A 25076-nucleotide genomic window follows, 5' to 3' on the forward strand; every position below is an offset into this window, starting at 1 on the left:
AACCACCTCAGAACGGGATGTCGTCGTCGCCGGAGCCCACCACGGCGAACGGGTCGGCCGACTGAGTGATCGACCGGAGTGTCTGGGAGGGCACCGCGCCCGCCTCCGCGACCCGGGTCGCCCAGGCGGGAAACGGAAACTCCAGGCAGAGGGGGACCGGGATGTCGGGCTGGTTGACGAACATCGTGCCCGGTTTGGCCAGCAGCGCCCGTTGCCGTTGCGCCGGCGGGAGGAACCCGTACTCGGGGCGGGACGCCTCGGCCGGGTCGAGCCGACCCACCACCCGGACCGCCGAGTTGGTGACGATGCGCCGCTCCACCTCGCTCGCGGTCTGCTGCGCGCCGACCAGGATCACCCCGAGGGAGCGGCCCCGCTCGGCGATGTCCAGCAGCACCTCCTTGATCGGGGAGGAGCCCTCGCGGGGGGCGTACTTGTTCAGCTCGTCGAGGACGACGAAGAGCAGCGGCTTGGCCGTGCCGGTCTTCTCCTTGCGCTCGAACTCACTTTTGAGCGTCACCCCGACCACGAACCGCTGCGCCCGGTCCGGCAGGTTGTGCAGGTCGACCACGGTGACCTGCGCCGACTCGGCGGTGTTGATCCGGTGCGGGCGCCGGGTGGCCAGATCGCCCCGGATCAGCCGGGACAGGTCCTTCTTACTGCCGATCAACCGGCGGGCGAAGGCGTTGACGGTGCCGAGGCCGACCGCGCTGCCGGCCCAGTCGCCCCGGGTCTCGTCGTCGTTGAGCTGCTCGACGATGTGATCGACCAGGTCGGCGTAGCTGCCGAGGCGGACCCCGTCGATGCTCACCCCGCCGTCGGCGGGCTGCGCGTACCGGGCCAGGTGGGCGGTGACCGAGTGCACCACCATCGTGTACTGCTGGCGTTCGTCGTCGGCGTCGGCGAAGACGTACGGCAGGAGGCGGTCGGCACAGAACTCGTCGAGCGTCCAGTAGAAGCTGTCCACCCCGCTGAGCCGGCTGCTCACATCCGGCGTGCCGGTGGCGTCACCGGCCCGGGGCGGAGCGTGGACCCGTACGTCCGGGAAGGCCGCGGCCGCCAGACCGAGCCGGGCGTACGCCGTGCGGGTGGACTCGTCCAGCCGGGTGTTGGGGTGGTCGAGGAAGAGCAGGTCCTCGCCCTTGACGTTGAAGATCAACGCCTTGGCGTTGACCGCGTCCCCGCCGAGGACACCGGAGCGGAATACCGAGTAGAGCAGGAAGGTGGCGAAGCTCGTCTTGGTGGCGACGCCGGAGATACCGGAGATGGAGACGTGCGCGCCCCGGGTGCCGTCGAGGAAGTCGGCGTTGAGGTAGACCGGCACGCCGTCGCGGCCGGTGCCCATCGGGATCCGCCGCTCCATCCGGTCGAAGTGCAGCGCCCGGGCCCGGGCGTCCCCCTCGGCCCGGTGCACGACGGCGCCCGGCGACGGCGGAACGTAGAGCTCCGGGTCGACCCGGGTGGTGGTGATCTCGGCGGCCTCCTGCACCTGGGCGGGGAGCATGCCGTCGGCGATCGCGAAGACGTCGGAGTCGAACTGGGCGCCCTCGTGTCGGGCGCGCACCTGGGTGACCACCCCGGCGATCGTCACCGGCTCCCGGTCCGGCAGCTCGCGGCGGGTGGCCACGACGTCGTCGAGCTGCAAGTAGCTGGTGGGGGAGACCGCCGTCCAGAACTGCAGCGGGGTGGCGTCGGCGGTGCCGAGCACCCGGCCGACCAGCTCGCCCGGGCCATCCACGGCGTCGTCGGTCATCGGGTCACTCCGTGGGGCTGGGGGGCGAGGTCGGCAGACACGCCCTGCATCCTGCCCGAGACCTACGACCGGCCGCCACGTGACGCGGCGGAGACCACGCCCTGCCTGCCGCCCACCTCCGCCCTGGGCCGGTGCGTGACGGGCGTGCTGGGCGGTGCGCGATGGGCGGTGCACGAGACGAGCGGATTGGGCGGTGCGTGACGGGTGTGACGGCTGTGGTGGGCGGTGCGCCTCGGGTGTCGCGGCCGGGGAGCTGTCGGCGAATTCCCCACGAGTCGGGCGGGAGCTGGGCGATGCTATAGCAGATGAAGCTGCGGGAGAGGTGGCTGCGGGAGGAGTGGCTGCGGACGCCCCGCGGTCGGTTCAAGGCGCTGGTCGCACTGGCGGCGGTGCTACCGGCGGTGGAGGCGACGATCATTGCGGTGCTCGGATTCCAGGCTGTTCGCGGGCTGTCCCCGCAGGTGAGCGCGGTCTGGCCGTACGGCACCTTCCATGAGCTGCGCTGGCTGTTCGTCTACCACCGGACCATCCCCGGGTTCTTCCTCGCCTTGGTGGGGATATCGGCGCTGCGGGGACTCCTCACCACCGTCATGGCGAACCTGGCCTGGCCGGAGGGAGCCCCCCATCCGTCGTGGCGCTGGCTGCTGCGACGCAACATCTGGGTCACCATCCTGACCGCGGTGCTCCTCTCACCCTGGGTGGCACTGGCGATGGCCTTCGCCACGACCGGGCTCTCCTGGTATCTGATCGCCTCGCTGCTGCCGTTGCTGCTGTTCGCCCCGTTCCTGCTGCGGGCCGGGCTGACCGCGGACTGGTGGCGGGGTCTGCCGCGGCTCAAGGTGGTGGGCTGGGCGTGGCTGAACTTCGCCGTGCTCACCATCGTCGGTGCGGTGCTGTCGGCGGTGCCCATCTGGTGGGGCATCCCGTTGGCCGCCATCGGTGGCGCGCTCAACGCGCTGCTCTGGCGCAAGAGCGTCGCCGCCGTTCTGGCCCCCGGCCGGGTTCGCTTCCGGATTGTGCCGGTGGTGCCGCTGTTGGTGGCGCTCATCCTGCTCAGCTTCCCGGCGATGCCGCTGGCGGCCGAGCGGACCCAGGGCGGGCGCGGCGGGTGGCGACCGCCGATCATGACGGAGCCGTTGCCGGACTCGGTCCCGTACGCGGTGATCGCCCTCGGCGGGCACGACTCCGAGTACGACGGTGAACCGGCGGTGGATCCGCGGGTGGAGCGGTTCTCCTACCTCGGACTGGATGAACAGAACCGGCCGTTGCCGTACACGGCGGTGGCCACCCACCGGTCGTTGGGTGACAGCGCGGCCCTGCTGGCGGAGCAGGTCGAGATCCTGCACGAGCGGACCAACCGGCCGATCGCCCTGCTCGGGCACAGTGAGGGGGCCATGGTGGCCCGGACCTACCTGGAGCGGTGGCCGATGACGGACGTGGAGGCGGTGCTGCTGTTCAGCCCGCTGGTGATGCCGGGCCGGGTGTACTACCCGCCGGCGGAGATCAGGCGGGGGTGGGGCGTGGTGGCCGGTTGGGAACTGCGCGTGCTGCAGTCGCTCTGGAACCTCACCGACACCTCGGACGAGGTGCCGGACCAGGAATTCATCCGCTCGTTGCTGGCCGATGCCCCGTTCTACCGAAACCGTACGCTCTGCCCGGTGGCGGGGGTGCGGATGGTGGCCTTCCTGCCGACGGTCACCGCGATCGAGGCACCGCCCGGTCAGTACCACCGGATCCCGGTGTACGAGCTGCCCGCGTTCCACGGTGAGCTGGTCGGCCGCGCCGACGTCGCGGACCTGGTGCTCGACTTCCTCTCCGGCGATTCGGTGCAGCGGTCCGAGATGCAGTACGAGGTGCTCCAGCGCATCGGCTCGGCCTGGCAGCCGCCGCCGTTGGCTCTGCGGATCAACCCGGTGTGGTCGGCGGGGCGGGAGGCGGACCCCGCCTTCACCGGCCGGATCTGCGAGGCCCGCGACGCCGGGCCGCGATAGGTCCGGCCCGCGACGCCGGGCCGCGATAGGTCCGGCGTCGCGGGCGCCGCGCCGAGATAGCGACGCCGCGCCGAGATAGCTCCGGGCGCGACAGCGCGTCGCGAAAGGTCCGCGGTTGCTGACCGCGGTGGTCGCCGACGGCGACCACCGCCCGGTGGCGCCCGCGCCCCGGGTGGCGCCCGCGGGCGGGATGGGGGTCAGTCGCGGGCGTAGCGAAGCAGCAGCCCGCCGTCGGCGGCGGCGAGCACGTGCCGCAGCGGCAGGTGCCGCACCGGGCTGGCCTCCCCGGCGGTGATCCGGCCCGGCCCGGCGCCGGCCAACAGCGGGGCGACGGTCAGGCAGACCTCGTCCACCAGGTCGGCGGCGGTGAGCGCGCCGAAAAGTTGCGGTCCGCCCTCGCAGAGCAGCTGGTCGAGCCCGCGGCGACGTAGCTCGGCCAGGCCGGCGGCGAGGTCCACCCGGTCGTCGCCGCAAGCGACGAGGTCGGCGACGTCGGCCAGGCCCGGTGGGGCGGTGGCGGCGGCGTGCGTGAGCACGATCGGGCGTACCGGTGCGTCGGCGAGGGCGGGATGGGTCGGGTCGAGGTTGGCCGAGCCGGAGACCACGACGAGGGTCGGGTACTCCGGTAGGCCGTGCTCCCGGCGCCAGGCGCGGCGTCGCTCGTCCAGCCGGAGCGGCCGGTACCGCTCGTGGCGCATCGTGCCGCCGGCGACCACGAGACCGTCGCAGAGCATCCGCAGCAGGCGGAAGACCCGCTTGTCCGGCTCGCCGGAGAGCCCGGCCGAATAGCCGTCAACGGTGACCGCGCCGTCCACGCTGGTGACGAAGTTCACCCGCAGGCGTGATCGATCGGTCCGGCCGTAGCAGGCGGTGAGCGCGGAGTCGTCGAGCGGCATGCTGGACGGCGCCGGCCAGAGGGTGGTAATCGGCGTTTCGGTGGTCATTCGCTGGCCGGACCGGTGACCGGAGGGGGTGGCGGAAGGGTACGGTGCTGGCAGTCACACCAGTTTTGGCCGCGACAGTCGTCGTGCCGCCTCGCCCGGCACGCTCGGCAGATCATGGTCGCAGCCTATGCTGCGGGAGGACGGGATAGCATGCCGCGTCAGATCTTCCAGCTGAGGATTTCTCTGGCCGGGGTTCGGCCGCTGGTCTGGCGCCGGGTGCTGGTCCCGGGCGGCTTCACCCTCGACCGGGTGCACCGGGTGGTGCAGCACGCGATGGGTTGGCGGGATTGCCACCTGCACTCGTTCGAGGTCGACGGTGAGCAGTATGGGGAGCCCGACCCGGACGGCGAGCTGTTGCTCCGCGACGAGTTGGAGGTACGGCTGGACGCGGTGGTCGGTAAGGGTAGCCGGTTCCACTACACCTACGACTTCGGCAACTGGTGGGAGCACGATCTGGTGGTGGAGGACGTCCTCCTGGCCGATCCGGGTGAGCGCTATCCCGACTGTCTGGATGGGGAACGGGCGTGCCCGCCGGAGGATGTCGGTGGTCCGGCCGGCTATCTGGAGCTGCTGGCCGCGTTCGCTGATCCGGGCCATCCCGAGCATCACACGTTGCGGGACTGGGCAGGGGACCGCTTTGACCCGGCCGTCTTCGATTCCGGTCGGGCGGGCACGCTGCTTCGTCGATTCTGCTGACCTATTCCGCCGCCTCGGGTCGCTGATCCGGGAAGAGCGTCATTTCGCGGCGGGGCTCGCGGGCGCGCGGTAACGATCCGGGATTCACTCCCATCGGCCTATTGACACGTCTGACACCTCCCGGCAACCTCATGGGAGCGTTCCCAGACATGTGGTACGGCTCATTTGTCCACTCCGGACCGTCGTCGAATCCATTATCGTCGGTCGATGTCCTGTACCGCATCCCCCATCACGACAGACGCAGCCTCACATCGAAAGAGGGGTCAGGATGAGCCTCACCACGCGGCGTTCCCGCCTGGCGGCCAGCGCCCTTGCCGCGATCACCGCCCTCGGCGGCCTCGCGGCCTGCGGCAACGACGACGAGCCGGTGGCGGGCGAGAAGCCCAGCAAGCTGATCGTCGATACGTTCGGCGAGTTCGGCTACGAAGAACTCATCAAACAGTATGAGAAGGACACCGGCATCAAGATCGAGCTGCGCAAGACCGCGCAGCTGGGCGAGTACCGGCCCAAGCTGGTGCGCTACCTGGCCACCGGCAAGGGCGCGGGGGACGTGGTCGCGCTGGAGGAGGGCATCCTCAACGAGTTCAAGTCCAACCCGCGCAACTGGGTGGATCTCGCCCCGCTGGTCGACGACCACTCCGAGGACTACCTGCCCTGGAAGTGGGAGCTGGGCAAGGCACCGGACGGCCGGCTGATGGGCCTGCCGACCGACGTCGGCAGCCTCGCCGTCTGCTACCGCAAGGACCTCTTCGAGGCGGCCGGGCTACCCACCGACCGGGATGCGGTGTCGGCGCTCTGGCCGGACTGGGACAGCTTCCTGGAGACCGGCCGCGCGTACAAGGAGGGCAGCGGCGGCAAGGCCCTCATCGACTCGATCACCGCCGTCTCCGACGCGTCGCTCTTCCAGCAGGGTGACGACCTCTTCTACGACAAGGAGAACAACATCATCGCGGACACCAGCCCCGCGGTGAAGGCGGCCTGGGACACCGCGATCTCGATGGTTGACATCTCCGCCAAGGCCGCCACCTGGTCACCGGAGTGGTCCACCGGCTTCAAGCGGGGCAGTTTCGCGGCCACCTTCTGCCCGTCCTGGATGCTCGGCATCGTCGCGGAGAACTCCGGCGAGGCGAACAAGGGCAAGTGGGACGTGGCGGCGGTGCCCGGCGGCGGCGGCAACTGGGGCGGCTCCTGGCTGGCCGTGCCGGCGCAGAGCTCCTACCACGAGGAGGCGGCGAAGCTCGCCGAGTTCCTGACCAGCGCCACCAGCCAGGTCGAGGCCTTCAAGGCCAAGGGACCGCTCCCCACCCACCTGGAGGCGCTGCAGGACGAGGTGTTCCTCAGCTACACCAACGAGTACTTCAGCGACGCCCCGACCGGCAAGATCTTCGGTGCGAGCGTGAGCAAGATCGAGCCGATCCACCTGGGGCCGAAGCACCAGGCGGTGAAGGAGAACGCCTTCGGGCTGGCGCTGCGGGCGTTCGAGAACGGGCAGGCCAGTGAGGACGAGGCCTGGCAGCAGTTCACCAAGGATGCCCAGACTCAGGGCGCCTTCTGAGTGAATCCGACCTGGTGGCGTTCGGAAACCGTTCCGGGCGCCACCGGTCGGATCCCGGACCGGGGTGCGGCCACCTGCTGGTACTGCGCGGTGCGTCGCGCCCCCGCGCGAGGGCACCAACCCTGCCAGGAAAGGAAGCCCCATGAGCCACCGCAAGCGAGCCGCCCCCGGTCGACCTGACCTGCCAGCATCGCGGGTCGGCACGGAATGCAGCGGAGCGCTGACATGAGCCACTCGACCACCGCGGCCCCGCCGACACCCACCGCACCGCCCCCGCCCGGCGACACCCCCAAGCGCTGGCGGCTCTCCCTGGCCCGCCTGGACCTCAGGTACTCGCCGTACCTCTACATCGCGCCGTTCTTTCTGGTCTTCGGCATTTTCGGGCTCTATCCGATGCTGCGTACCGCCTGGATGTCGCTGCACGACTGGGACCTGATCGGCGATCGCACCTTCATCGGGTTGGACAACTACACCCGGCTGCTCTCCGACGAGTACTTCTGGAACGCGCTGATCAACACGTTCGGTATCTTCGCGCTGTCGACCGTCCCGCAGCTGTTGCTGGCGCTCTTTCTGGCGAACCTGCTCAACCGCACCCTGCTGCGGGCCAAGACCTTCTTCCGGATGGCCATCTTCATCCCGAACGTCGTCTCGGTCGCCGCGGTCGCGATCGTCTTCGGCATGCTGTACCAGCGGGAGTATGGGCTGGTCAACTGGCTGCTCGGGTTCGTCGGGATCGACCAGATCGACTGGGACGGGCAGACCTGGAGCTCCTGGACGGCGATCGCGTCCATGGTCAACTGGCGGTGGACGGGTTACAACACCCTGATCCTGCTCGCCGGCATGCAGGCGATCCCCCGGGACCTCTACGAGGCGGCGGAGATCGACGGCGCCGGCCAGTGGCGGCAGTTCTGGCGGATCACCCTGCCGCTGCTCCGGCCGACGTTCATCTTCGTGGTCATCCTCTCCACGATCGGCGGCATGCAGCTCTTCACCGAGCCGCTGCTCTTCGCCAACGGCAACATCATCGGCGGCGCCCAGCGCGAATTCCAGACCCTGGCCATGTACATGTACGAGATGGGTATTACGAATTTGAACAGCGCCGGTTACGGGGCGGCTGTCGCCTGGGCCCTCTTCATGGTCATCGGCCTGATGTCGCTGCTCAACTTCGTCCTCGTCCGCCGCGCGGCCAAGTGAGGAGCCCTCGATGATCTCCGCGTCCAAGCGCCTCTGGCGCACCAGCCCGTTGACCTACCTGGCCCTCGTCCTGGCGACCCTACTGTCGATCTACCCCTTCTACTACATGGTCGTGATCGGTACCCGAACCCTGGACTCGATCAACGACGTGCCGCCGCCGGTCACCCCCGGTGGTGCCTTCACCGACAACTTCGGTCGAGTGCTCGACAACGAGGCGGCCAACTTCCTCACCGGCATGATGAACTCGATCATCGTCGCCTCGGTGGTCACCGTGTCGGTGGTCCTCACCGGCTCGCTGGCCGGCTTCGCCTTCGCGAAGCTGCGCTTCCGGGGCCGCAACGTCCTGCTGCTCTCCATCATCGTGACGATGATGATCCCTACCCAGCTGGGCATCCTCCCGCTCTGGGGCATGATGCAGACGCTGGGGTGGTACGACACGCTCTACGCGGTCACCGTGCCGTTCCTGGTTACCGCCTTCGGTGTCTTCATGATGCGGCAGTACGCCAGCCAGGCGGTCTCCGACGAGCTGATCGAGGCCGGCCGGATCGACGGCGCCAGCACCCTGCGGATCTACTGGAACATCGTGCTGCCCGCGCTGCGCCCGGCCGCCGGTGTCCTGGGGTTGCTGACCTTCATGGAGACCTGGAACTCCTTCCTCTGGCCGTACGCGGTGCTGACCCCGGAGAACCCGACGCTGCAGGTCTCCCTCTCCTTCCTGTCGTACGCGTACTACACCGACTACTCCCAGGTCTTCGCCGCCACCGCCGTCGGCACCCTGCCGCTGGTCATCGTCTTCCTCCTGTTCGGCCGCCAGATCATCGGCGGGATCATGGAAGGTGCCGTCAAGTCGTGAGTAATCCGGCGAGCCCACCCGCCGCGCGCGTTCTCGCCGAACGCCCGCCGCTGACCTTCCCGCCCGGCTTCCTCTGGGGCGCCGCCACCGCGGCCTACCAGGTCGAGGGCGCGGCGGCCGTCGGCGGCCGGACGCCGTCGATCTGGGACACCTTCAGCCACACCCCGGGGCGGGTGGTGGCCGGGCACACCGGTGACGTGGCGTGCGACCACTACCACCGGCTCGACTGGGATGTCGCCCTCATGGCCGAGCTGGGGCTGAAGTCGTACCGGTTCTCGGTCTCCTGGCCCCGGGTGCAGCCCGGCGGCACCGGCCCGATCAACCAGGAGGGACTCGACCTCTACCGGCGGCTGGTGGACCAGCTGCTGGCCAACGGCATCGAACCGTGGCTGACGCTCTACCACTGGGACCTGCCACAGCCACTGGAGGACGCGGGCGGCTGGCCGGCCCGGGACACCGCCGCCCGGTTCGCCGACTACGCCACCCTGGTCGCCGGCGCGCTCGGCGACCGGGTGCGGTACTGGACCACGCTCAACGAGCCGTGGTGCTCGGCCTTCCTCGGGTACGGCTCCGGGGCGCACGCCCCGGGTCGGTCCGATCCCGCCGACGCGGTGCGCGCCGGTCACCACCTGCTACTCGGCCACGGGCTGGCCGTCCCGGCAGTGCGGGCAGCGGCCCGGTCCGACGTCGAGGTCGGGGTGACCCTCAACCTGTACCCGGTCACCCCGGCCACCGACTCGCCCGGCGACGCCGACGCGGCACGCCGGATCGACGCGCTGGCGAACCGGTTCTTCCTCGACCCACTGCTGCGCGGGTCGTACCCGGCGGATCTGATCTCCGACCTCAGCCGGGTCACCGACTTCGGGCACGTGCGCGCGGAGGACCTGACCGCCATCGCCGCCCCGCTGGAGCTGGTCGGAATCAACTACTACAGCCGGCACGTGGTCGCCGCGCCGGCGGCAGCGGCCCCGCCGGAGCCGTACTGGCGTAAACCGTCGTGCTGGCCCGGCAGCGAAGGCGTTCGTTTCGTCACCCGGGGCATGCCGGTCACCGACATGGACTGGGAGATCGACCCTCCGGGGCTGGTCGAGACGTTGCGGCGGGTGCACGAGGAGTACACCGACCTGCCGCTCTACATCACCGAGAACGGTTCGGCCTTCGTGGACGTGGTCGTTGACGGTCAGGTGGACGACCCGGACCGGACCGCCTACTTCGACGCGCATCTGCGCGCCGCACACCAGGCGATCGCCGCGGGTGTCCCGCTGCGGGGCTATTTCGCCTGGTCGTTGCTGGACAACTTCGAGTGGGCCTGGGGCTACACAAAGCGGTTCGGCATGATCCACGTCGACTACCGCAGCCAGGCTCGCACCCTGAAAGCCAGCGGTCGGTGGTACGCCGAGACAATCCGACGCAACGGTCTGGCTGCAGAATAGGCTCGAACCAGCTATCCGGGTGGTCCCGGTGCCACCGGTGGGCACCGGGGCCTTCCGCCGTCGGAGGAGCAGACGATGACAACGCAGCGCACCCGCTCGCTCGGGCGCCCGACTCTCGATGCGGTCGCCGCACGTGCCGGCGTTGGCCGGGGCACGGTCTCCCGCGTCGTAAACGGTTCACCCCAGGTCAGTCCCGAGGCCCGCGCCGCGGTGCAGCGGGCGATCGCGGAACTGGGGTACGTGCCGAACCGGGCCGCTCGCGCCCTCGTTACCCAGCGGACCGACTCGATCGCCCTGGTGGTGTCAGAATCCGGGGACCGGGTGTTCGCCGAGCCGTTCTTCGCCGGCATCGTCCGGGGCGTCAGCTCCGGCCTGCTGGGGACCCCGTTCCAGCTCTGGCTCGTCATGGTCCAGTCCCCGAGCGAGCGGGAGCGGGTCGAGCACCACCTGACCAACCAGCACGTTGACGGCGTCCTACTGTTGTCGCTGCACGATGCCGACCCGCTGCCCACGCTGCTGGCAGAACGGGGCCTGCCCACCGTGCTCGGGGGTCGGCCAGCCCAGATGCTGCCCTCCGCCGCGGAGCCGGCCTGGCTCGTGGACGCGGACAACGTCGGCGGGGCCCGGCGCGCGGTGGAGTACCTCGTCGGACGGGGACGGCGGCAGATCGCGACCATCACCGGCCCTCAGGACATGGGCGCCGGCCTGGGGCGGCTGACCGGCTACCAGGAGGCGGTCGCGGAGACGCCGAGCGGGGGCAGACCAGACCTGATCGCGTACGGGGATTTCAGCGAGGACAGCGGGGAGGCCGCGATGCGGCAACTGCTGGCCGCCTGCCCGGACCTGGATGCGGTCTTCGCCGCCTCGGACCTGATGGCGTTCGGTGCGCTCCGGGCGTTGCGGGAGGCCGGTCGGCGGGTGCCCGAGGACGTGGCCGTGGTGGGCTTCGACGACGCGCCGATCGCCCGCCAGTCGGACCCGCCGCTGACCACGGTCTTCCAGCCGATCGAGGAGATGGGACGGCAGATGGCCCAGTTGTTGGTGTCCCGGATCCGTGGCGAGCACCTGGCCACCACGAACATCCTCCTGGACACCGAGTTGATCGAGCGTGCCAGCACCTGACCGCCGCCGGGCCCTGCACCGGAGCCGTCGCTGGCCGTGAGCGGCCTCGGTGTGACCCGGTGCCTGGTGCTCGGCGGCCGGCGTCCGTCCGGTGCCTGGCGCAGCGGTTCAGGTGTAGCGACCCGGGTGTGGCGACTCAGGCGTAGCGGCGGAGTTCGCGACGGGCCAGAGCGGCCTTGTGGACCTCGTCCGGCCCGTCGGCGAGGCGTAGGGTGCGGGCTTGGGCCCAGAGCGCCGCCAGCGGGGTGTCCTGGCTGACGCCGGCACCCCCGTGCGCCTGGATGGCCTTGTCGATCACCCACTCCGCCATCGATGGTGTGTCGATCTTGATGGCCTGGATCTCGGCGTGCGCGCCCCTGTTACCGACCGTGTCCATCAGCCAGGCCGTCTTCAGCACCAGGAGCCGGGACTGCTCGATGCGGACCCGCGCCTCGGCGATCCACTCCCGCACCACCCCCTGCTCGGCGATCGGCCGGCCGAACGCCACCCGGTCGAGGGCACGACGGCAGAGCAACTCCAGCGCTCGCTCCGCCATGCCGACCAGCCGCATGCAGTGGTGGATCCGGCCGGGACCGAGCCGGGCCTGGGCGATGGCGAAGCCGGCCCCCTCCGCGCCGATCAGGTTCTCCACCGGTACCCGGACATCGTCGAAGTCGATCTCGGCATGGCCACCGTGTGGACCGTCGTGGTAGCCGAAGACATGTAGCCCACGCCGGACGGTGACCCCCGGTGTGTCCCGCGGGACCAGGATCATGCTCTGCTGCCGGTGCCGTTCGGCCGACGGGTCGGTCCGGCCCATCACCACGAAGATCTGACAGGCCGGATCCATGGCGCCGGACGACCACCACTTGCGGCCGTTGATCACGTAGTGGTCGCCGTCGCGGATGATCCGGGTGGCGATGTTGGTGGCGTCGGAGGAGGCGACCTCCGGCTCGGTCATGCAGAACGCCGAGCGGATCTCCGCCGCCAACAGCGGGCGCAGCCACTGCTGGCGCTGGGTTTCGGTGCCGAACTCGGCGAGCAGCTCCATGTTGCCGGTGTCCGGTGCCGCACAGTTGAGCGCCTCCGGGGCGAGGTGCGGACTCCGGCCGGTCAGCTCGGCGAGCGGAGCGTACTGCAGGTTGGTCAGCCCGGCGCCGTGGTGGGGATCGGGGAGGAAGAGATTCCACAGGCCCCGCCGGCGGGCCGCCGCCCGCAACTCGGCCAGCACCGGCGGCCGAGCCCACTGGTCCGCGGCGGCCGCGACCTGCTCGGCGTAGACCGCCTCGGCCGGGTAGATCTGCTGCTCCAGGAAGTCGGTCAGCTCGGCGCGCAGCCGTTCGGTGTGGGCGTCGTGGGTGAAGTCCATCAGCTCCTCCTCGAGACGGCAGTCAGTCCGTACGCGACCAGCGGAGCGACCATCTCGCCGATCTGGTCGAAGCCCGCGCCGAGGGTCTGCCCCTGGCGGTGCCGGTAGTGGATGCCCTCGCAGATCACCGCGAGTTTGAAGCACCCCAGGGCCACATGCCAGTCCAGCGGGCCGACATCGATCCCGCTGCGGCTGGCGTACCGCTCGATCAGCTCGGCACCGGCGGGGAAGCCGGCCCGGGGCCCCAGTCCGTCGGCTACGGGATTGCTCGGGACCGCAGCACCGCCCATCGCATCCCAGTAGGTCAGCAGGAGGCCCAGGTCGGCCAGCGGGTCACCGAGGGTGGCCATCTCCCAGTCGAGCACCGCCTGGACAGCGACTGGGCTGACGGTGGCGAGCAGGTTGTCCAGCCGGTAGTCGCCGTGCACGATCCGCCCCGGGCCGGAACTCTCCGGAGCGGTGCTGGCCAGTCGGTCGCGTAGCTCGTCGATGCCGGGCAGCGGCCGGCTCCGAGAGCTGTCGAGCTGCCCGGACCAGCGGCGGACCTGGCGGGCGAGAAAACCCCGCGGGCGGCCGAAGTCGGCCAGGCCGACGTCCGCCGGGTCCACGGTGTGTAGCGCGGCGAGGGTGTCCATCATCGCCATCGCCAGCTCCCGTCGCTGCCCGCGGGGGAGTGGGTCGGTCTGCGCCCGGGAGCGGAACACCGTGCCGGGCACGCGGTCCATCAGATAGAACGGCGCCCCGATCACCTCCGGTTCGGTGCAGAGCAGCAGCGCCTTCGGCACCGGCACCTCGGTCGGGGCGAGCGCCGAGATGACCCGAAACTCCCGCGCCATGTCGTGTGCGGTCGCCAGCACGTGGCCCAGCGGCGGCCGGCGCAGCACGAAAGCCCGCCCGCCCGCCCCGAGCAGGTACGTCAGGTTGGACCGGCCGCCGGCGATCAGCTGGGCGCTCAGTGGCCCGTCGCCCAGGTCCGGCCGATGCTCGGCGAGGTGGCCGGCGAGCCGGCCCAGGTCCAGACCCGGCGGGGAGCCGGTCGGTGCGGAATCGTCGATGGCCGGCTCGGTCATCCGAACAGTTGATGGCAGCTGACTTCTGATGTCAAGGCCGGTATCCGGCCGAGGAGAGCTTCGGGGCGTTGACCGTCCCCAGTGGGGGCGGCCCACCTCAGGAAACGACCCCTTCGCGGCTCCGAAACCGACCTGTCACCCTGGGTTACGGGTTCCGCAACAGCCGTCGGGGAGGGTCGTACCAGGGGAAGGGAGTAGCGCATGACACGGCGGGGAAGACAAACTCTGGTGGCGGACCGGCCCACCCGTCGGGCGGTTCGGGGGGTGGCCGACCCGGTCGCCCTGGGCCTGTCGGACGGCACTGAGCTGGGCGTACGCTCAGCGGTCGGCGACGACCTGCCCGGCGTGGTCGACCTGCACGAGCGGTGTTCGGCGCGCAGCCGCAACCGCCGCTACCACGGTGGGTCGGCTCGGCCCGCCCCGGCTCGGATGCGCCGGCTGTTGGAGCCAGCTCGGGGGGTCACCCTGCTGGCCACGCCGACCGTTTCCCACTCGCCAACCGCGCCGGTGGTGGCGATGGCCAATCTGCTCGGCGAGGGAGACACGGCCGAAGTGGCCTTGCTGGTACGCGACGACTGGCAGCGCCGCGGGCTCGGATCGGCGCTGCTGCGTCGGCTCGTGTGGCAGGCGGAGCGGTGTGGATACGCCGCGCTGGGTCTGCACATCCAGGCGGAGAACACCCCGATGCTGCGGGCCGTCGACCGGTTGGAGCGGCCGGCGACGACTGACCGGGATGGCTCGCTGCTCACCCTGACGGTGCCGTTGACCGCGGCCGTCTCTCCGACCAGGGCGCCGCTCGCCCTCTCCGCCATAATGCGGTGATCGATATTTGGGCCGCTGTCGCTATCCAGCTCCTGTCGCTGTAGGACATTTTCGGGCTGTACGGCAAGCCACTCGCGTTTCGAGTGTCGCCGCGCGCAAATGGCGATGATTTTGTGTGGCGCACCCGAACGCATTCCCTCGTATTGTTAAAGGAGCACCACCTCACACCTCGAGGGGGCACTCCTATGTTCAATGATTTTCTGATCTCTGTCATCCGCACCGCTGTCCCGGTCGCTGTCGGTGCCGTACTGGCCTGGCTCGCCTCCAGAGCGGGAATCATCCTCGACGCCGACTCCTCCGCCGCGTTGACCACCAGCGCGGTCGCCGTCGCCGTCGCCGTCTACTATGCCCTCGCCCGTGCCCTGGAGACCCGCTGGCCCTGGCTCGGTGTGCTGCTGGGGCGGCGGGCGAAGCCGGTCTACGAGGTGTCGCGTACCAGTAAGAGCGAAGGCTGAGGCGCTCGTTCGTCCCGCTGCCTGTCGTGGCGGGTCAGTGGTGGTGGGTGACCCCGAAAAGTCACCCACCACCATCACCGGTGCGTCCACCGTTCCTTATCCGGGAGCTGTTCCGTTCAGGACGGCGTTGTCAGCTGCACCCAGGGGTTGTTGCAGGTGAAGTTCTGCCCCTGCGTGGCGCATTCGGTTTCCCACACCTCGCCATCGGTGGTCAGCACCTTTACCCAGGCGTCATTGCCGGCGGCGGAGATGGCGACCCCGCAGACGGATTCTCCCGGATAGTTGGCGTTTCCGCTGAGGTCGGTCCAGGTGTAGGGCCCCGGCGGTGCTGGCGTGAGCCTTCTGCGGCCGGCGTAGGTGACCCCATCCGAAACCACCGCACTGAACTCTTCGGAGGCGGACGGGGCGAGGCTGTCAATGTCAGCACACGGTCCGGGTGGGCCGGTGGGGCCGGGTGGGCCTGTTGGTCCGGGTGGGCCTGTTGGTCCGGGTGGCCCGGTGGGTCCGGGTGGGCCTGTTGGGCCGGTGGGGCCGGGTGGGCCTGTTGGTCCGGGCGGTCCGGTGGGTCCGGGTGGGCCTGTTGGGCCGGTGGGGCCGGGTGGGCCTGTTGGTCCGGGTGGGCCGGTGGGGCCGGGTGGGCCGGTGGGGCCGGGTGGGCCGGTGGGTCCGGGTGGGCCGGTGGGGCCGGGTGGGCCGGTGGGGCCGGGTGGGCCCGTTGGTCCGGGCGGTCCGGAGGGGCATGTGTGTCCACACTTGTCGTCCCAGTATTCGCGGTCCCAGTCTTCCTGGCCCCAGCCGCCCCGGTCCCAGTGTCCGTGGTCCCAGTCGCCCTGGTCCCATCCCCGTTCCTCGTCCGGGTAGGCGACCGTGCTAGTGCTCGTGCCGCCGCCCCAGACGTGGCCGAAGGCGGGGGCGGTCAGGCCGACGAACGCGAAGGTGAGTGGTGTCATGACGCCAATGGCCACCCACCGTTTGCGACCCGCCAGCAGACCTGCTCTCAGCCCCTGGTGATGATGGCGATTCATGACCCTCCTTGGCTCTGATTGATTCCGAAATAACTTCCCACCCTTCATAACTGACAATTTGTCGCAATGCAGTAGTTTTGCGAAACTTATCCGCTTTGTCCCTCTTTGGGGCCGTGCGTGGGTGTTGTAGAGATATCCCGTGCTCTGACCGAGGGCTTGGCGTACAAGCAGCTTGGCGTTGATCGGCCGGGACTCGTCGGTGGGGTCGCGGGAGGTCGCCGGGCACGAGGGCCGGGCCGGGTAGTGAGCTGCGGCCGACGCGGCGGCGGTTGTCGGTGTAGGCCGAAGACGTGGGCGCTCCAGCGGGGCGCCGGGTTCGTGGGAGGTGGTACGCGAGCATCTGTGGCCGGACTGGGCGCCAGCGTCGGGGTGGGCGCCGACTGATGCTGTTGGGGCGGTGGATGGCACCCTGTTGGGGCCATCCACCGCCCGTCCGCGTGGCGCGGCTTTGTCAAGGCGACGGAGCCGGCTCGTCTGCCGACGGAGCCGGTCGAAGCGTCAGACGTTCGGCGGCAGCGCCGTCCGGTCCGGGAAGTTGCCGTAGAGGCGATCGTCGGCGCCGCCGACGGTGACCGCCTGGACCAGCAGGTCGCCACCGACGAAGGCGCCCTTCCAGGAGGCGCCCCGCCCACCGAACGGCTCCTGGCGGTCGCCCCGGGAACGGGGCTTGTTGATGCCGACCTTGAACGCCTGCACGTCCATGGCGAGCTTCGCCGCCTCGTCCTCATCGTCGCAGGCGAGGGAGGCGACCAGCGCGCCGTTGGAGGCGTTCATCGCGGCGAGGAGTTCGTCGGTGGTGTCCACCACCACGATCGTGTCGACCGGACCGAACGGCTCGGCGTGCATCAGCCGGGATCGACCGGGTGGCGCGAGCAGTACCGACGGCGCCACGTAGGCGGTGGTGTCCTGACCGTCGAGGAACGGCGCCCCGTCGAGCCGGCCCCGGTGTAGCGGGACCGCCCCGCCCCGCACCGCCTCGTCGACCTTGCGGCGCAGTTCGTCGGCCTTGGCGGCGCTGATCAGGGGCCCGAAGTCCAGTTCGGGCAGGGGGTCACCGGCGGACCATCCGTCGCCGACGGCCAGCGGGTGTCCGAACCGTACGGATCGCACCACCGGCAGGTACATGTCGAGGAACTGGTCAACCAGGTTCCGTTGTACGACGAAGCGCGGGTAGGCGGTGCAGCGCTGCTTGCCGTACTCGAAGCCCTTCTTCAGGTGCGCGGCGAGCTGATCCCATCGGGAGAAGTCCCAGATCCCCCAGGCGTTGAGCCCTTCCTGCTCGATGAAGTGCCGTTTGTCGGTGTCCAGCAGCGCCGCCGCCACCTTTCCGCCGTTGGAGCGCCCGCCGACGAACGCCACCGCGCCGACCTCCGGGGCGCGGACAAGCACCTCGGAGAGCTCCTCGCCGCTGCCGGAGATCAGCGTGGCGGGCAGGCCGGCGCGGTGCAGCAACGCGTGCGCGACGGTGAGGCAGACCGCGCCCCCCTGCGACGGGGTCTTGGCGATCACGGCGTTTCCGGCGAGGAGTTGCACCAGTTCGGCGTGGACCAGGACGCTCATCGGGTAGTTCCACGAGGCGATGTTGCTCACCGGCCCGGGAAGTGGTTCCCGGCCGTCGGCGAGCATCCGGTCGATCTCGTCGACGTACCACCGGACCCCGTCCAGGGCCCGGTCGACGTCGGCGGCGGCGAGCCGCCACGGCTTGCCGATCTCCCAGACGAGCAGGAGGGCGAGGAGGTCGCGGTGGGCGGTCAGGGCGTCCAGGGCCTCGACGACCCGCGCCTTCCGGTCGGCGAGCGGGGTGTCGGCCCAGTCCCGGTGGACGGCGGCGGCGTGGGCGACCGCGGCCCGGGCGGCCGTCGCGTCCAGTCGGGGGAGGCGGACCAGGGCGGTGTTGTCGACCGGCGTGCGGACGGTGGCCGGGGTGCCGACCGTTCGCCAGTCGCCCTCGATCAGGTTGTGCAGCGTTCGGAGGCCGTCGGTCGGGGCGGAAAAGGCTTCGGGGGCGGCGGCCACCGCGCGGTCGAGGACCTCGGACCAGGCGGTCCCGTCGGCGAGTCGTAGAGCCATCGCGTTCTCCTCAGGGTTGTCCGGGGAGCGGCGGCGTCGATGGCACCGCTGGTGTGGCGTACTGTCGCCCGTCGCGAGTGGGGGCGGCAACAGTACGTTCGTATGTCAGGACGGCGGGCTGGCTCCGGTCCGCTTGTTCAGCGGTTGTCGAGTCGCCCTGTCACCGTCCTGACCTGGCCGAATAACCAGACTAAATCGAAAATCATAAATATTGTGAGGAATCTCCGGACGTGGTCAGGCCCGTGCCTCGCCGTGGCCTAGGCCCGTGTCTCGCCGTGCTCGACACAGACCGCCGCCCAACCGACCGGCAGCACCTGCACCTTCATCCGTCGCCGGCAGTGCCCGCAGTAGCGGGGTGGCTCCAGTTGCCGGGCGGCCCGGCAGGCGGTGTGGTCCCCCTCGCCGGTCGGCGTGCCGCACCGGTCGCACCAGGAGGCGCCGGCCCCCGCCGGGCCGCCGAACCCTGTCGACGTACCAAGCGGGGCCGGTCCCGTCGTGTCGCCACTCATCCCGGCCGGGCTCACAGCGTCGCGGAGAGCGCCTTGACCGGCATCTTCAGGTCCTGGAGCAGCTCCAGGTCCGTGGTGGCCGGGCGACCCAGCGTGGTCAGGTAGTTGCCGACGATCACCGCGTTGATGCCGCCGAGCAGGCCGCTGCGGGTACCCAGATCGCCGAGCGTGAGCTCGCGACCGCCGGCGTACCGGAGGATCGTGCGGGGCATGGCGAGCCGGAACGCGGCGATGGCGCGCAGCGCGTCCTTCCCCTCGACCACCGAGCGGTCCCCGAGCGGGGTGCCGGGCCGCGGGTTGAGGAAGTTCAGCGGGACCTCGTGCGGGTCCAGCTCGGCGAGCTGGGCGGCGAACTCGGCGCGCTGCTCAACGCTCTCCCCGAGGCCGAGGATGCCGCCGCAGCACACCTCCATGCCGGACTCGCGGACCATCCGCAGCGTCTCCCAGCGCTCCTCCCAGGAGTGGGTGGTGACCACGTTCGGGAAGTACGAACGGCAGGTTTCCAGATTGTGGTTGTAGCGGTGTACGCCCATCTCGACCAGCTCGTCGACCTGCTCCTGGGTGAGCATGCCGACCGAGGCCGCCACCTGGATGTCGACCTCCGCCTGGATCGCGGCGACGCCCTCCCGTAGCTGCCGCATCAGCCGGTCGTCCGGGCCGCGCACGGCGGCCACGATGCAGAACTCGGTCGCGCCGGTCTTCGCGGTCTGCTTCGCGGCCTCCACAAGCGACGGAATGTCCAGCCACACCGCGCGGACCGGCGAGGTGAACAGGCCGGACTGCGAGCAGAAGTGACAGTCTTCCGGACAGCCGCCGGTCTTCAGCGAGACGATTCCCTCGACCTCGACCTCCGGCCCACACCAGCGCATGCGTACCTCGTGCGCGAGCTGGAGAGCGGCGGGCAGGTGCTCGTCGGGGAGGTTCAGCACGGCGAGGACGCCGGCCTCGTCGAGGCCGACGCCGTTCTCCAGTACCTGGGTGCGGGCCTGGTCGAGGATCTCTGGCATGGCCGTACCCTACAAGGCCGCCGCCGTGGGAAGGGGCGCCCGGTGCGGCGCGGGCCAACCACCAGCGGGACCGGAGCGCGGCGCGCCGGGGCTGGCGCGCGGCACGCCGGAGCGGGGTCCGGCCAGGTGGTACGTTCGCCCCGGCGAAGGCGCCCGGCGAGCGGGAGCCGGGGAAGGAGCGGCGGTGTCGGACTGGCTTGCGGCCCTGGACCGCCGAGCCGAGCTGCGCGCCAAGGCGGGGCTGACCCGCACCCTCCGCCCCCGGGCCGCCGCCGACGACATCGTTGACCTGGCCGGCAACGACTACCTCGGTCTGTCGAGACACCCCGCGGTGACCGCGGCGGCCAGCGCGGCGCTCGACGAGTACGGGCTGGGCGCCACCGGGTCCCGGCTGGTGCGCGGCTCCACCGCACCGCACCACGCTCTCGAAGAGGACCTCGCCGGTTGGCTCGGGGCCGAACGCGCCCTGCTCTTCTCCTCCGGCTACCTGGCCAACGTCGGCGCGGTCCGAGGCCTGGTGCGACCGCGGACGCTCCTGGTCTCCGATGCGCACAACCACGCGTCGCTGATCGACGGGTGTCGGATCTCCGGTGCCGAGACCATGGTGACCCCGCACGCCGACGTGGACGCGGTCCGGGCCGCGCTCGCCGCCGCGCCGGGTCGCCCGGCGGTGGTGGTGACCGAGTCGGTGTTCTCGGTTGACGGGGACCTCGCTCCTCTTGCCGAGCTGCACACGGTGGCCCGGGAGCACAACGCGTTGCTGCTGGTTGACGACGCCCACGGGCTCGGCGTGGTCGGGCCCGGTGGTGCCGGGGGAGCGACCGCGGCCGGTCTGGCCGGGGAACCCGACGTGATCATCACCGCGACCCTCTCCAAAGCGTTGGGTGGAGCCGGCGGTGTCGTCGCCGCTCCGGCGGAGTTTGTCCGGCACCTGGTCGAGACCGGGCGGACGTTCATCTTCGACACCGCCCCGCCGCCGGCGGTGGCGGCCGGGGTACGGGCCGCCGTGGGGCTCGCCTGGAGGGGCGAGCAGCTGCGGGTGGAGCTCGGCGACCGGGTTGCGTACGCCGTTCGGCGGTTGCGAGCTGCCGGGCTGACCGGGTCGGCGCCGAAGGGGGCCGTCGTGTCGGTGACCGCCCCCGGACCGGAGGCGGCCATCGCCTGGGCCACCGACTGCCGGGACCGGGGCGTCGCGGTCGGTTGCTTCCGTCCCCCCTCCACCCCGGACAGCCGCTCCCGGCTCCGGCTGACCGTCAACGTCGGTGTCCCCCGGGCGGACTTCGAGCGGGCCCTGGAGGTCATCGTGGAGTGCGCGCCGTGAGTGCGACGCCGTGGCGGGGGCCGGTACTGGTGACCGGCACCGACACCGGGGTCGGCAAGACCGTGGCGACCGCGGCGGTCACCGCGGCGGCGCAGGCCGCCGGGCTACGGGTCGCGGTGGTCAAGCCAGGCCAGACTGGTACGGCCACCGGCGACCCGGTCGACATCGACGAAGTCACCCGGCTCGCCGCGCCGTTGACCGGGCGGACGCTGGCGAACTTCCCCGATCCGCTGGCCCCGCTGGCCGCGGCCCGGGTCGCCGAGTTGCCGCCACTGGAGCTGTACACGGCGGTTGACGCCGTCCGCGCGGAGGCCGACAAGCACGACCTGGTCCTGGTCGAGGGGGCCGGCGGACTGCTCGTGCCGATGGGGCTACGCCCGTCGGGTGAGCCGTGGACGATGGCCGATCTCGCGGTGTCGCTGGGCTGCCCGGCCGTGGTGGTGGCGCGGGCCGGTCTGGGCACCCTCAACCACACCGCGCTCACCCTGGAGGCGTTGGGACGCCGGGCGGTGCCGGCGGGGGTGCTGCTCGGTGCCTGGCCGGCCGAGCCGGAACTGGTCCACTGGGCGAACCTGAGCGACCTGGTGCCGTACCTGGTCGGGGCGTTGCCGGCCGGGGCCGGGGCGATCGATCCGGGCGTGTTCCGGCGGTCCGCGCCGGGATGGCTCACCCCGGCGCTGTACGGGGTGCTCGACGACTGGCGGGCCTGGGCCGAGGAGGTCCGCTGAGCGGGCTGGCCACTGCTCCGCTGAGCCGGCTGCTGGCCACTGCCGCTGGGCTAGGTGGCGTCAGCGCTCCGCTGCGCCGGCTGGTCCGCGGCGGATCACGAAGGCGTCGGGCATCCGGAAGGTGAGGTTGTCCGGATACCACGGAGCGCGCACCACGGTTACCCCGTCGAGTAGCGGGGAGACCTGTTCGACCACCACCGCCGCCTCCATCCGCGCCAATTGGTCGCCGAGGCAACGGTGGGCGCCCGCCCCGAAGGCCAAATGCCGGCGCGACCCCTGTTGGCCGGGCCGGAACTCGTCGGGCGCCGACACGACGGCCGGGTCACGGCCGGCCCGGGCCAGCCACAGCAGCACGCTGGTGCCCGCCGGCACGGCGGTCCCGCCCAGCGTGCTGTCCACGGCGGCGACCCGACGCCAGGTGACGATCGGTGGCTCCAGCCGCAGCCCCTCCTCGACCACGTTCGGCACCGAGACGCTGCCGTCCCGCAGCGCGGCGCGAACCGTCGGCTCGCCGGCCAGCCGGTGCAAAAGCAGGGTGAGGAACTGCGACGTGGTCTCCTGGCCGGCTACCAGTAGGAAGAACAGCGCCCCGACGAGCACATCCGGCGGGTGTCCGGTGGCCCGCAGGGCGGCGGCCAGCCCACCGCCGGTGTCCGCGAACTCCCGCAGCACCTGGTGGAACCGGCCGACCTCGTCGGCCAGGGCCAGCTGGCGGTCGGCGTCCAGCGGGGCCCAGAACAACTCCAACGCCGCACGGGCGAACTGCTTCACCGCGGAGACCGGGGCGTCCGGGAGCTCGACCAGGCGGGCCAGGACCAGCAGCGGTAGGTCGGCGCTGAGCTCGGCGTGCAGATCGGCGGAGCCACCAGAGTCGAGAGTGGCGCGGATCGCGGCTACCCGCTCCGCCACCAGCTCGGTCAGCCAGGGCCGTTGGGCGGCGACCTTCGCCGGGTGGAGTGCGTCGGCGACGAGAGCGCGGATCGCCGGGTGGCTCACGCCACCGTTGTTGGCCAGGGTTGGGGGGAGGCGGAAGCGGTGTCCGGCGAGCACCCGCAGGGCAGCTACCGGGATCGGGGTGACGGCGTCCAGGGCATTGTCCGGACGGTAGGTCACCTGGTCGGTGAGCACCTGCCGCACCAGCGCGTGCTCGGTCACCACCAGGTGTTCGGTGCCCTGCTGGTCAGCCACCCGGGTGACGGCCGGCCAGTGGGTGCCGGCGGTCTTCGTCCAGCTCCGGAACAGCACGGCGGACACGCTAGCGGGCCGTTCCGGGCAGCCCGGCCCGGAGCCGCCACACCGTGGCACGCTTCACGCGTACGCTCTCCAACGTCTCGGGCACCGGCACCTCGTAGCTGGCCAGCGGGTCGAAGCGGTCGCGGGGCAGGAACGCGCGTTCCGGGTCGCCGACCAACACCGTGGCCCCCGCGCGGGCGGCGGTGAGCAGGAAGCGAAGCATCCGCCGCGCCATCGCCGCGCTGTAGAACACGTCTCCGGCGAGTACGACCTCGGCGTCGCCCGCGTCGCCGTCGAGGATGTCGGCCAACTCGGCGTCGAGGCGTACCCCGTTGGCCTCGGCGTTGACGGCGACGGCGGCGACGGCCAGCGGGTCGACCTCGACCGCGCGGACGGCGGTGGCGCCGGCCCGGGCCGCGGCGATGGCCACCAGCCCCGAACCGGCGGCGAGGTCGAGTACCCGCCGACCGGCGACCAGGTCCGGATGGTCGGTGACGTATCGGGCGACGGCCTGCCCACCGGCCCAGGCGAAGGCCCAGAAGGGGGGTGGCTGGTCGCTGCGGAACTCACCCTCGGTCAGTTCCCAGAGCCCGACCGCGTCGTCGGCCTGGTGGAGTCGCACCTCGGGGACGAAGGGGACCGGCGCGAGACGGGCGTGCAGTCGGACGAAGGCGCTGGCGAGTTCGGACACCGAGTGATTCTCCCGCAGCCGGACCGCCGGGGTCGCGGCCCGGTCCGGCTCATCCTCCGCTGCGTCGACTCGGGTCCCGCGTCGGCCCGCTCCGTCCGCGTTCAGTCCAGCTGCGCCGGGTCGAGTCCAAGCTCCCGGGCGGTCACCAGGCGTACCCACTCGGTGAACTGGCGTCGGGAGATCACCCGGTCGTGCACCGCGAGCTGAACGGCGAGACCGTCCATCACGGCACTGATCCGCCACGCGGCGCCAGCCGGATCGGCGCACTCGAAGGTGTGGTCGGCTACCCCGTCCGCGATCACCGTCGCCAGGTCCTGCCGCCAGCGCAGGTCCAGCCGGCGGGAGGTCTTCTCCAACTCCGGGGTACGCAACGACTCGGCCCAGCCGTCGATCCACATTGCCCACGACGTGGGGCGGCCGGCGGGGGTGTAGAGCCGCACCAGTCGGCGGAGCTTGGCCAGCGGCGGGGCGCTGGAGCGCAGCACCGCGTCCAGCCGGGCCAGATCCTGCTCGACGGCGTACGCGAACGCCTCGGCGAGTAGCCGATCCTTGGTGGCGAAATGGTAGAAGACCAGTGCCTGACTCACCCCGGCCGCCTGGGCCACGTCCGCGGTGCGGGTGTTCGCCAACCCGCGTTCCACGATCACGTCGCAGGCGGTGCGCAGCAGGGCATCCAGGCGGACCTCGGCCGCACGTCTCGTCACGACCGCTACCGTAGTGCACCCGAACGGGTACGAGCTGTTACCACCCAGGGTGAATTCGCCCCACCGTAGTCGGAAGTAGGACAGTTCTCTCGGGTGCTGCTCCGCGTGCGCTTCGGTGCTGCACCACGGGGCACTGCGGTGGTGCGGCTCGACCGGTCCCGGGTGGGTCCTGGCCCTGCGAGATGTGACGGGGGCGCGCCGAGGGGGGCGAGTTGGCAACTGCTCGCCGACTCGGCTAAAGTTCTCATCCGTCACCGGGAAGCCGGGACGTGCGGACGTAGCGCAGCTGGTAGCGCATCACCTTGCCAAGGTGAGGGTCGCGGGTTCGAATCCCGTCGTCCGCTCGGAGATGCCGCCACGTGTGACCGGGGGCAACCCGGTGGGGTGGCCGAGAGGCGAGGCAACGGCCTGCAAAGCCGTGTACGCGGGTTCAAATCCCGTCCCCACCTCAGCATTATCGAGGGCGATTGGCGCAGTGGGAGCGCGCTTCCTTGACACGGAAGAGGTCACTGGTTCAAACCCAGTATCGCCCACCAGTTGAGTCGGGCCCGACGC

The 25076-nt window shown here is 71.0% G+C and carries 22 protein-coding genes and 3 tRNA genes; 14 read left to right on the forward strand and 11 right to left on the reverse strand.

Annotation, left to right across the window (positions count from 1 at the left end; translation table 11 throughout):
* Positions 1 to 7: 7 nt before the first annotated feature.
* Positions 8 to 1750: an ATP-binding protein gene (locus tag B118_RS0114970; protein WP_018811635.1), complete on the reverse strand. Its 1743-nt coding sequence runs from the start codon at positions 1748 to 1750 to the stop codon at positions 8 to 10.
* Positions 1751 to 2055: 305 nt separating this feature from the next.
* On the opposite strand from B118_RS0114970, the gene B118_RS0114975 reads away from it, so the two are divergent.
* Positions 2056 to 3741: an alpha/beta fold hydrolase gene (locus tag B118_RS0114975; protein ID WP_028192977.1), complete on the forward strand. Its 1686-nt coding sequence runs from the start codon at positions 2056 to 2058 to the stop codon at positions 3739 to 3741.
* Between the two features lie 197 nt (positions 3742 to 3938).
* Here the strand turns inward: B118_RS0114975 and B118_RS0114980 are convergent, their stop codons facing one another.
* Positions 3939 to 4685, reverse strand: coding sequence for a pyrimidine reductase family protein (locus B118_RS0114980; RefSeq protein WP_028192978.1), 747 nt, complete (start codon positions 4683 to 4685; stop codon positions 3939 to 3941).
* 150 nt (positions 4686 to 4835) lie between these two features.
* On the opposite strand from B118_RS0114980, the gene B118_RS0114985 reads away from it, so the two are divergent.
* The 6 genes from B118_RS0114985 to B118_RS0115010 all read left to right on the forward strand — a co-directional run bounded on the left by B118_RS0114985 (position 4836) and on the right by B118_RS0115010 (position 11538).
* Positions 4836 to 5381: a plasmid pRiA4b ORF-3 family protein gene (locus B118_RS0114985; protein ID WP_018220482.1), complete on the forward strand. Its 546-nt coding sequence runs from the start codon at positions 4836 to 4838 to the stop codon at positions 5379 to 5381.
* A 268-nt stretch (positions 5382 to 5649) separates the two neighbouring features.
* Positions 5650 to 6936 (forward strand): ABC transporter substrate-binding protein, encoded by a 1287-nt coding sequence (locus tag B118_RS0114990; RefSeq protein ID WP_018811632.1) that lies wholly within the window; start codon positions 5650 to 5652, stop codon positions 6934 to 6936.
* Positions 6937 to 7161: 225 nt separating this feature from the next.
* On the forward strand, positions 7162 to 8130 hold the full coding sequence (locus B118_RS0114995) for a carbohydrate ABC transporter permease (RefSeq protein WP_028192979.1): 969 nt from the start codon (positions 7162 to 7164) through the stop codon (positions 8128 to 8130).
* Between the two features lie 10 nt (positions 8131 to 8140).
* Positions 8141 to 8983, forward strand: coding sequence for a carbohydrate ABC transporter permease (locus B118_RS0115000; protein WP_018220479.1), 843 nt, complete (start codon positions 8141 to 8143; stop codon positions 8981 to 8983).
* Positions 8980 to 10416 carry a GH1 family beta-glucosidase gene (locus B118_RS0115005; protein WP_028192980.1) on the forward strand — a complete coding sequence of 479 codons (1437 nt, stop codon included), beginning with the start codon at positions 8980 to 8982 and terminating at the stop codon, positions 10414 to 10416. Before B118_RS0115000 ends, B118_RS0115005 begins: the two co-directional genes overlap by 4 nt.
* 75 nt (positions 10417 to 10491) lie before the next feature.
* Positions 10492 to 11538 carry a LacI family DNA-binding transcriptional regulator gene (locus tag B118_RS0115010; RefSeq protein ID WP_018811628.1) on the forward strand — a complete coding sequence of 349 codons (1047 nt, stop codon included), beginning with the start codon at positions 10492 to 10494 and terminating at the stop codon, positions 11536 to 11538.
* A 136-nt stretch (positions 11539 to 11674) separates the two neighbouring features.
* Here the strand turns inward: B118_RS0115010 and B118_RS0115015 are convergent, their stop codons facing one another.
* Positions 11675 to 12886 carry an acyl-CoA dehydrogenase family protein gene (locus tag B118_RS0115015; RefSeq protein ID WP_018220476.1) on the reverse strand — a complete coding sequence of 404 codons (1212 nt, stop codon included), beginning with the start codon at positions 12884 to 12886 and terminating at the stop codon, positions 11675 to 11677.
* Positions 12886 to 13956, reverse strand: coding sequence for a phosphotransferase family protein (locus tag B118_RS0115020; RefSeq protein ID WP_018220475.1), 1071 nt, complete (start codon positions 13954 to 13956; stop codon positions 12886 to 12888). The genes B118_RS0115015 and B118_RS0115020 overlap by 1 nt, the downstream gene beginning before the upstream one ends.
* 201 nt (positions 13957 to 14157) lie before the next feature.
* Between B118_RS0115020 and B118_RS0115025 the strand changes: the two genes are divergently transcribed.
* Complete coding sequence (locus B118_RS0115025) at positions 14158 to 14778, forward strand: GNAT family N-acetyltransferase (RefSeq protein WP_026274444.1); 621 nt, start codon at positions 14158 to 14160, stop codon at positions 14776 to 14778.
* Between the two features lie 185 nt (positions 14779 to 14963).
* Positions 14964 to 15233: a hypothetical protein gene (locus B118_RS0115030; protein WP_018220473.1), complete on the forward strand. Its 270-nt coding sequence runs from the start codon at positions 14964 to 14966 to the stop codon at positions 15231 to 15233.
* Positions 15234 to 15349: 116 nt separating this feature from the next.
* On the opposite strand, the gene B118_RS33665 is transcribed toward B118_RS0115030, so the two are convergent.
* The 4 genes from B118_RS33665 to bioB form a co-directional block, all read right to left on the reverse strand.
* Entirely contained in the window at positions 15350 to 16258 is a 909-nt protein-coding gene (locus B118_RS33665; protein ID WP_080678060.1) for a hypothetical protein, read from the reverse strand.
* A gap of 498 nt (positions 16259 to 16756) precedes the next feature.
* Positions 16757 to 18328 carry an aldehyde dehydrogenase family protein gene (locus tag B118_RS0115040; protein ID WP_018220470.1) on the reverse strand — a complete coding sequence of 524 codons (1572 nt, stop codon included), beginning with the start codon at positions 18326 to 18328 and terminating at the stop codon, positions 16757 to 16759.
* A 257-nt stretch (positions 18329 to 18585) separates the two neighbouring features.
* On the reverse strand, positions 18586 to 18837 hold the full coding sequence (bsaP, locus tag B118_RS0115045) for a biotin synthase auxiliary protein BsaP (protein ID WP_033669771.1): 252 nt from the start codon (positions 18835 to 18837) through the stop codon (positions 18586 to 18588).
* Positions 18838 to 18848: 11 nt separating this feature from the next.
* A complete protein-coding gene (bioB, locus tag B118_RS0115050; protein WP_018220468.1) occupies positions 18849 to 19844 on the reverse strand; it encodes a biotin synthase BioB in 996 nt (331 codons plus the stop codon).
* Between the two features lie 184 nt (positions 19845 to 20028).
* On the opposite strand from bioB, the gene B118_RS0115055 reads away from it, so the two are divergent.
* Both B118_RS0115055 and bioD read left to right on the forward strand, forming a co-directional pair.
* Positions 20029 to 21165, forward strand: a complete 1137-nt coding sequence (locus tag B118_RS0115055; protein ID WP_027645943.1) for an 8-amino-7-oxononanoate synthase — start codon at positions 20029 to 20031, stop codon at positions 21163 to 21165.
* Complete coding sequence (bioD, locus tag B118_RS0115060) at positions 21153 to 21893, forward strand: dethiobiotin synthase (protein ID WP_018828360.1); 741 nt, start codon at positions 21153 to 21155, stop codon at positions 21891 to 21893. Before B118_RS0115055 ends, bioD begins: the two co-directional genes overlap by 13 nt.
* A 60-nt stretch (positions 21894 to 21953) precedes the next feature.
* Here the strand turns inward: bioD and B118_RS0115065 are convergent, their stop codons facing one another.
* From B118_RS0115065 to B118_RS0115075, 3 genes are all read right to left on the reverse strand, one after another.
* Positions 21954 to 23147: a cytochrome P450 gene (locus tag B118_RS0115065; RefSeq protein WP_028192981.1), complete on the reverse strand. Its 1194-nt coding sequence runs from the start codon at positions 23145 to 23147 to the stop codon at positions 21954 to 21956.
* Position 23148: 1 nt separating this feature from the next.
* Positions 23149 to 23817, reverse strand: a complete 669-nt coding sequence (locus tag B118_RS0115070; RefSeq protein ID WP_018828362.1) for a class I SAM-dependent methyltransferase — start codon at positions 23815 to 23817, stop codon at positions 23149 to 23151.
* 101 nt (positions 23818 to 23918) lie between these two features.
* Positions 23919 to 24521, reverse strand: coding sequence for a TetR/AcrR family transcriptional regulator (locus tag B118_RS0115075; protein ID WP_018220463.1), 603 nt, complete (start codon positions 24519 to 24521; stop codon positions 23919 to 23921).
* Positions 24522 to 24792: 271 nt separating this feature from the next.
* On the opposite strand from B118_RS0115075, the gene B118_RS0115080 reads away from it, so the two are divergent.
* The 3 genes from B118_RS0115080 to B118_RS0115090 all read left to right on the forward strand — a co-directional run bounded on the left by B118_RS0115080 (position 24793) and on the right by B118_RS0115090 (position 25057).
* Positions 24793 to 24865: transfer RNA gene (locus tag B118_RS0115080), tRNA-Gly, on the forward strand.
* Positions 24866 to 24899: 34 nt separating this feature from the next.
* Positions 24900 to 24970 (forward strand) — tRNA-Cys (locus B118_RS0115085).
* A 12-nt stretch (positions 24971 to 24982) separates the two neighbouring features.
* Positions 24983 to 25057, forward strand: a tRNA-Val gene (locus B118_RS0115090).
* Positions 25058 to 25076: the final 19 nt, after the last annotated feature.

Source organism: Salinispora pacifica CNR114, from assembly GCF_000514775.1.
Lineage (GTDB): Bacteria > Actinomycetota > Actinomycetes > Mycobacteriales > Micromonosporaceae > Micromonospora > Micromonospora pacifica.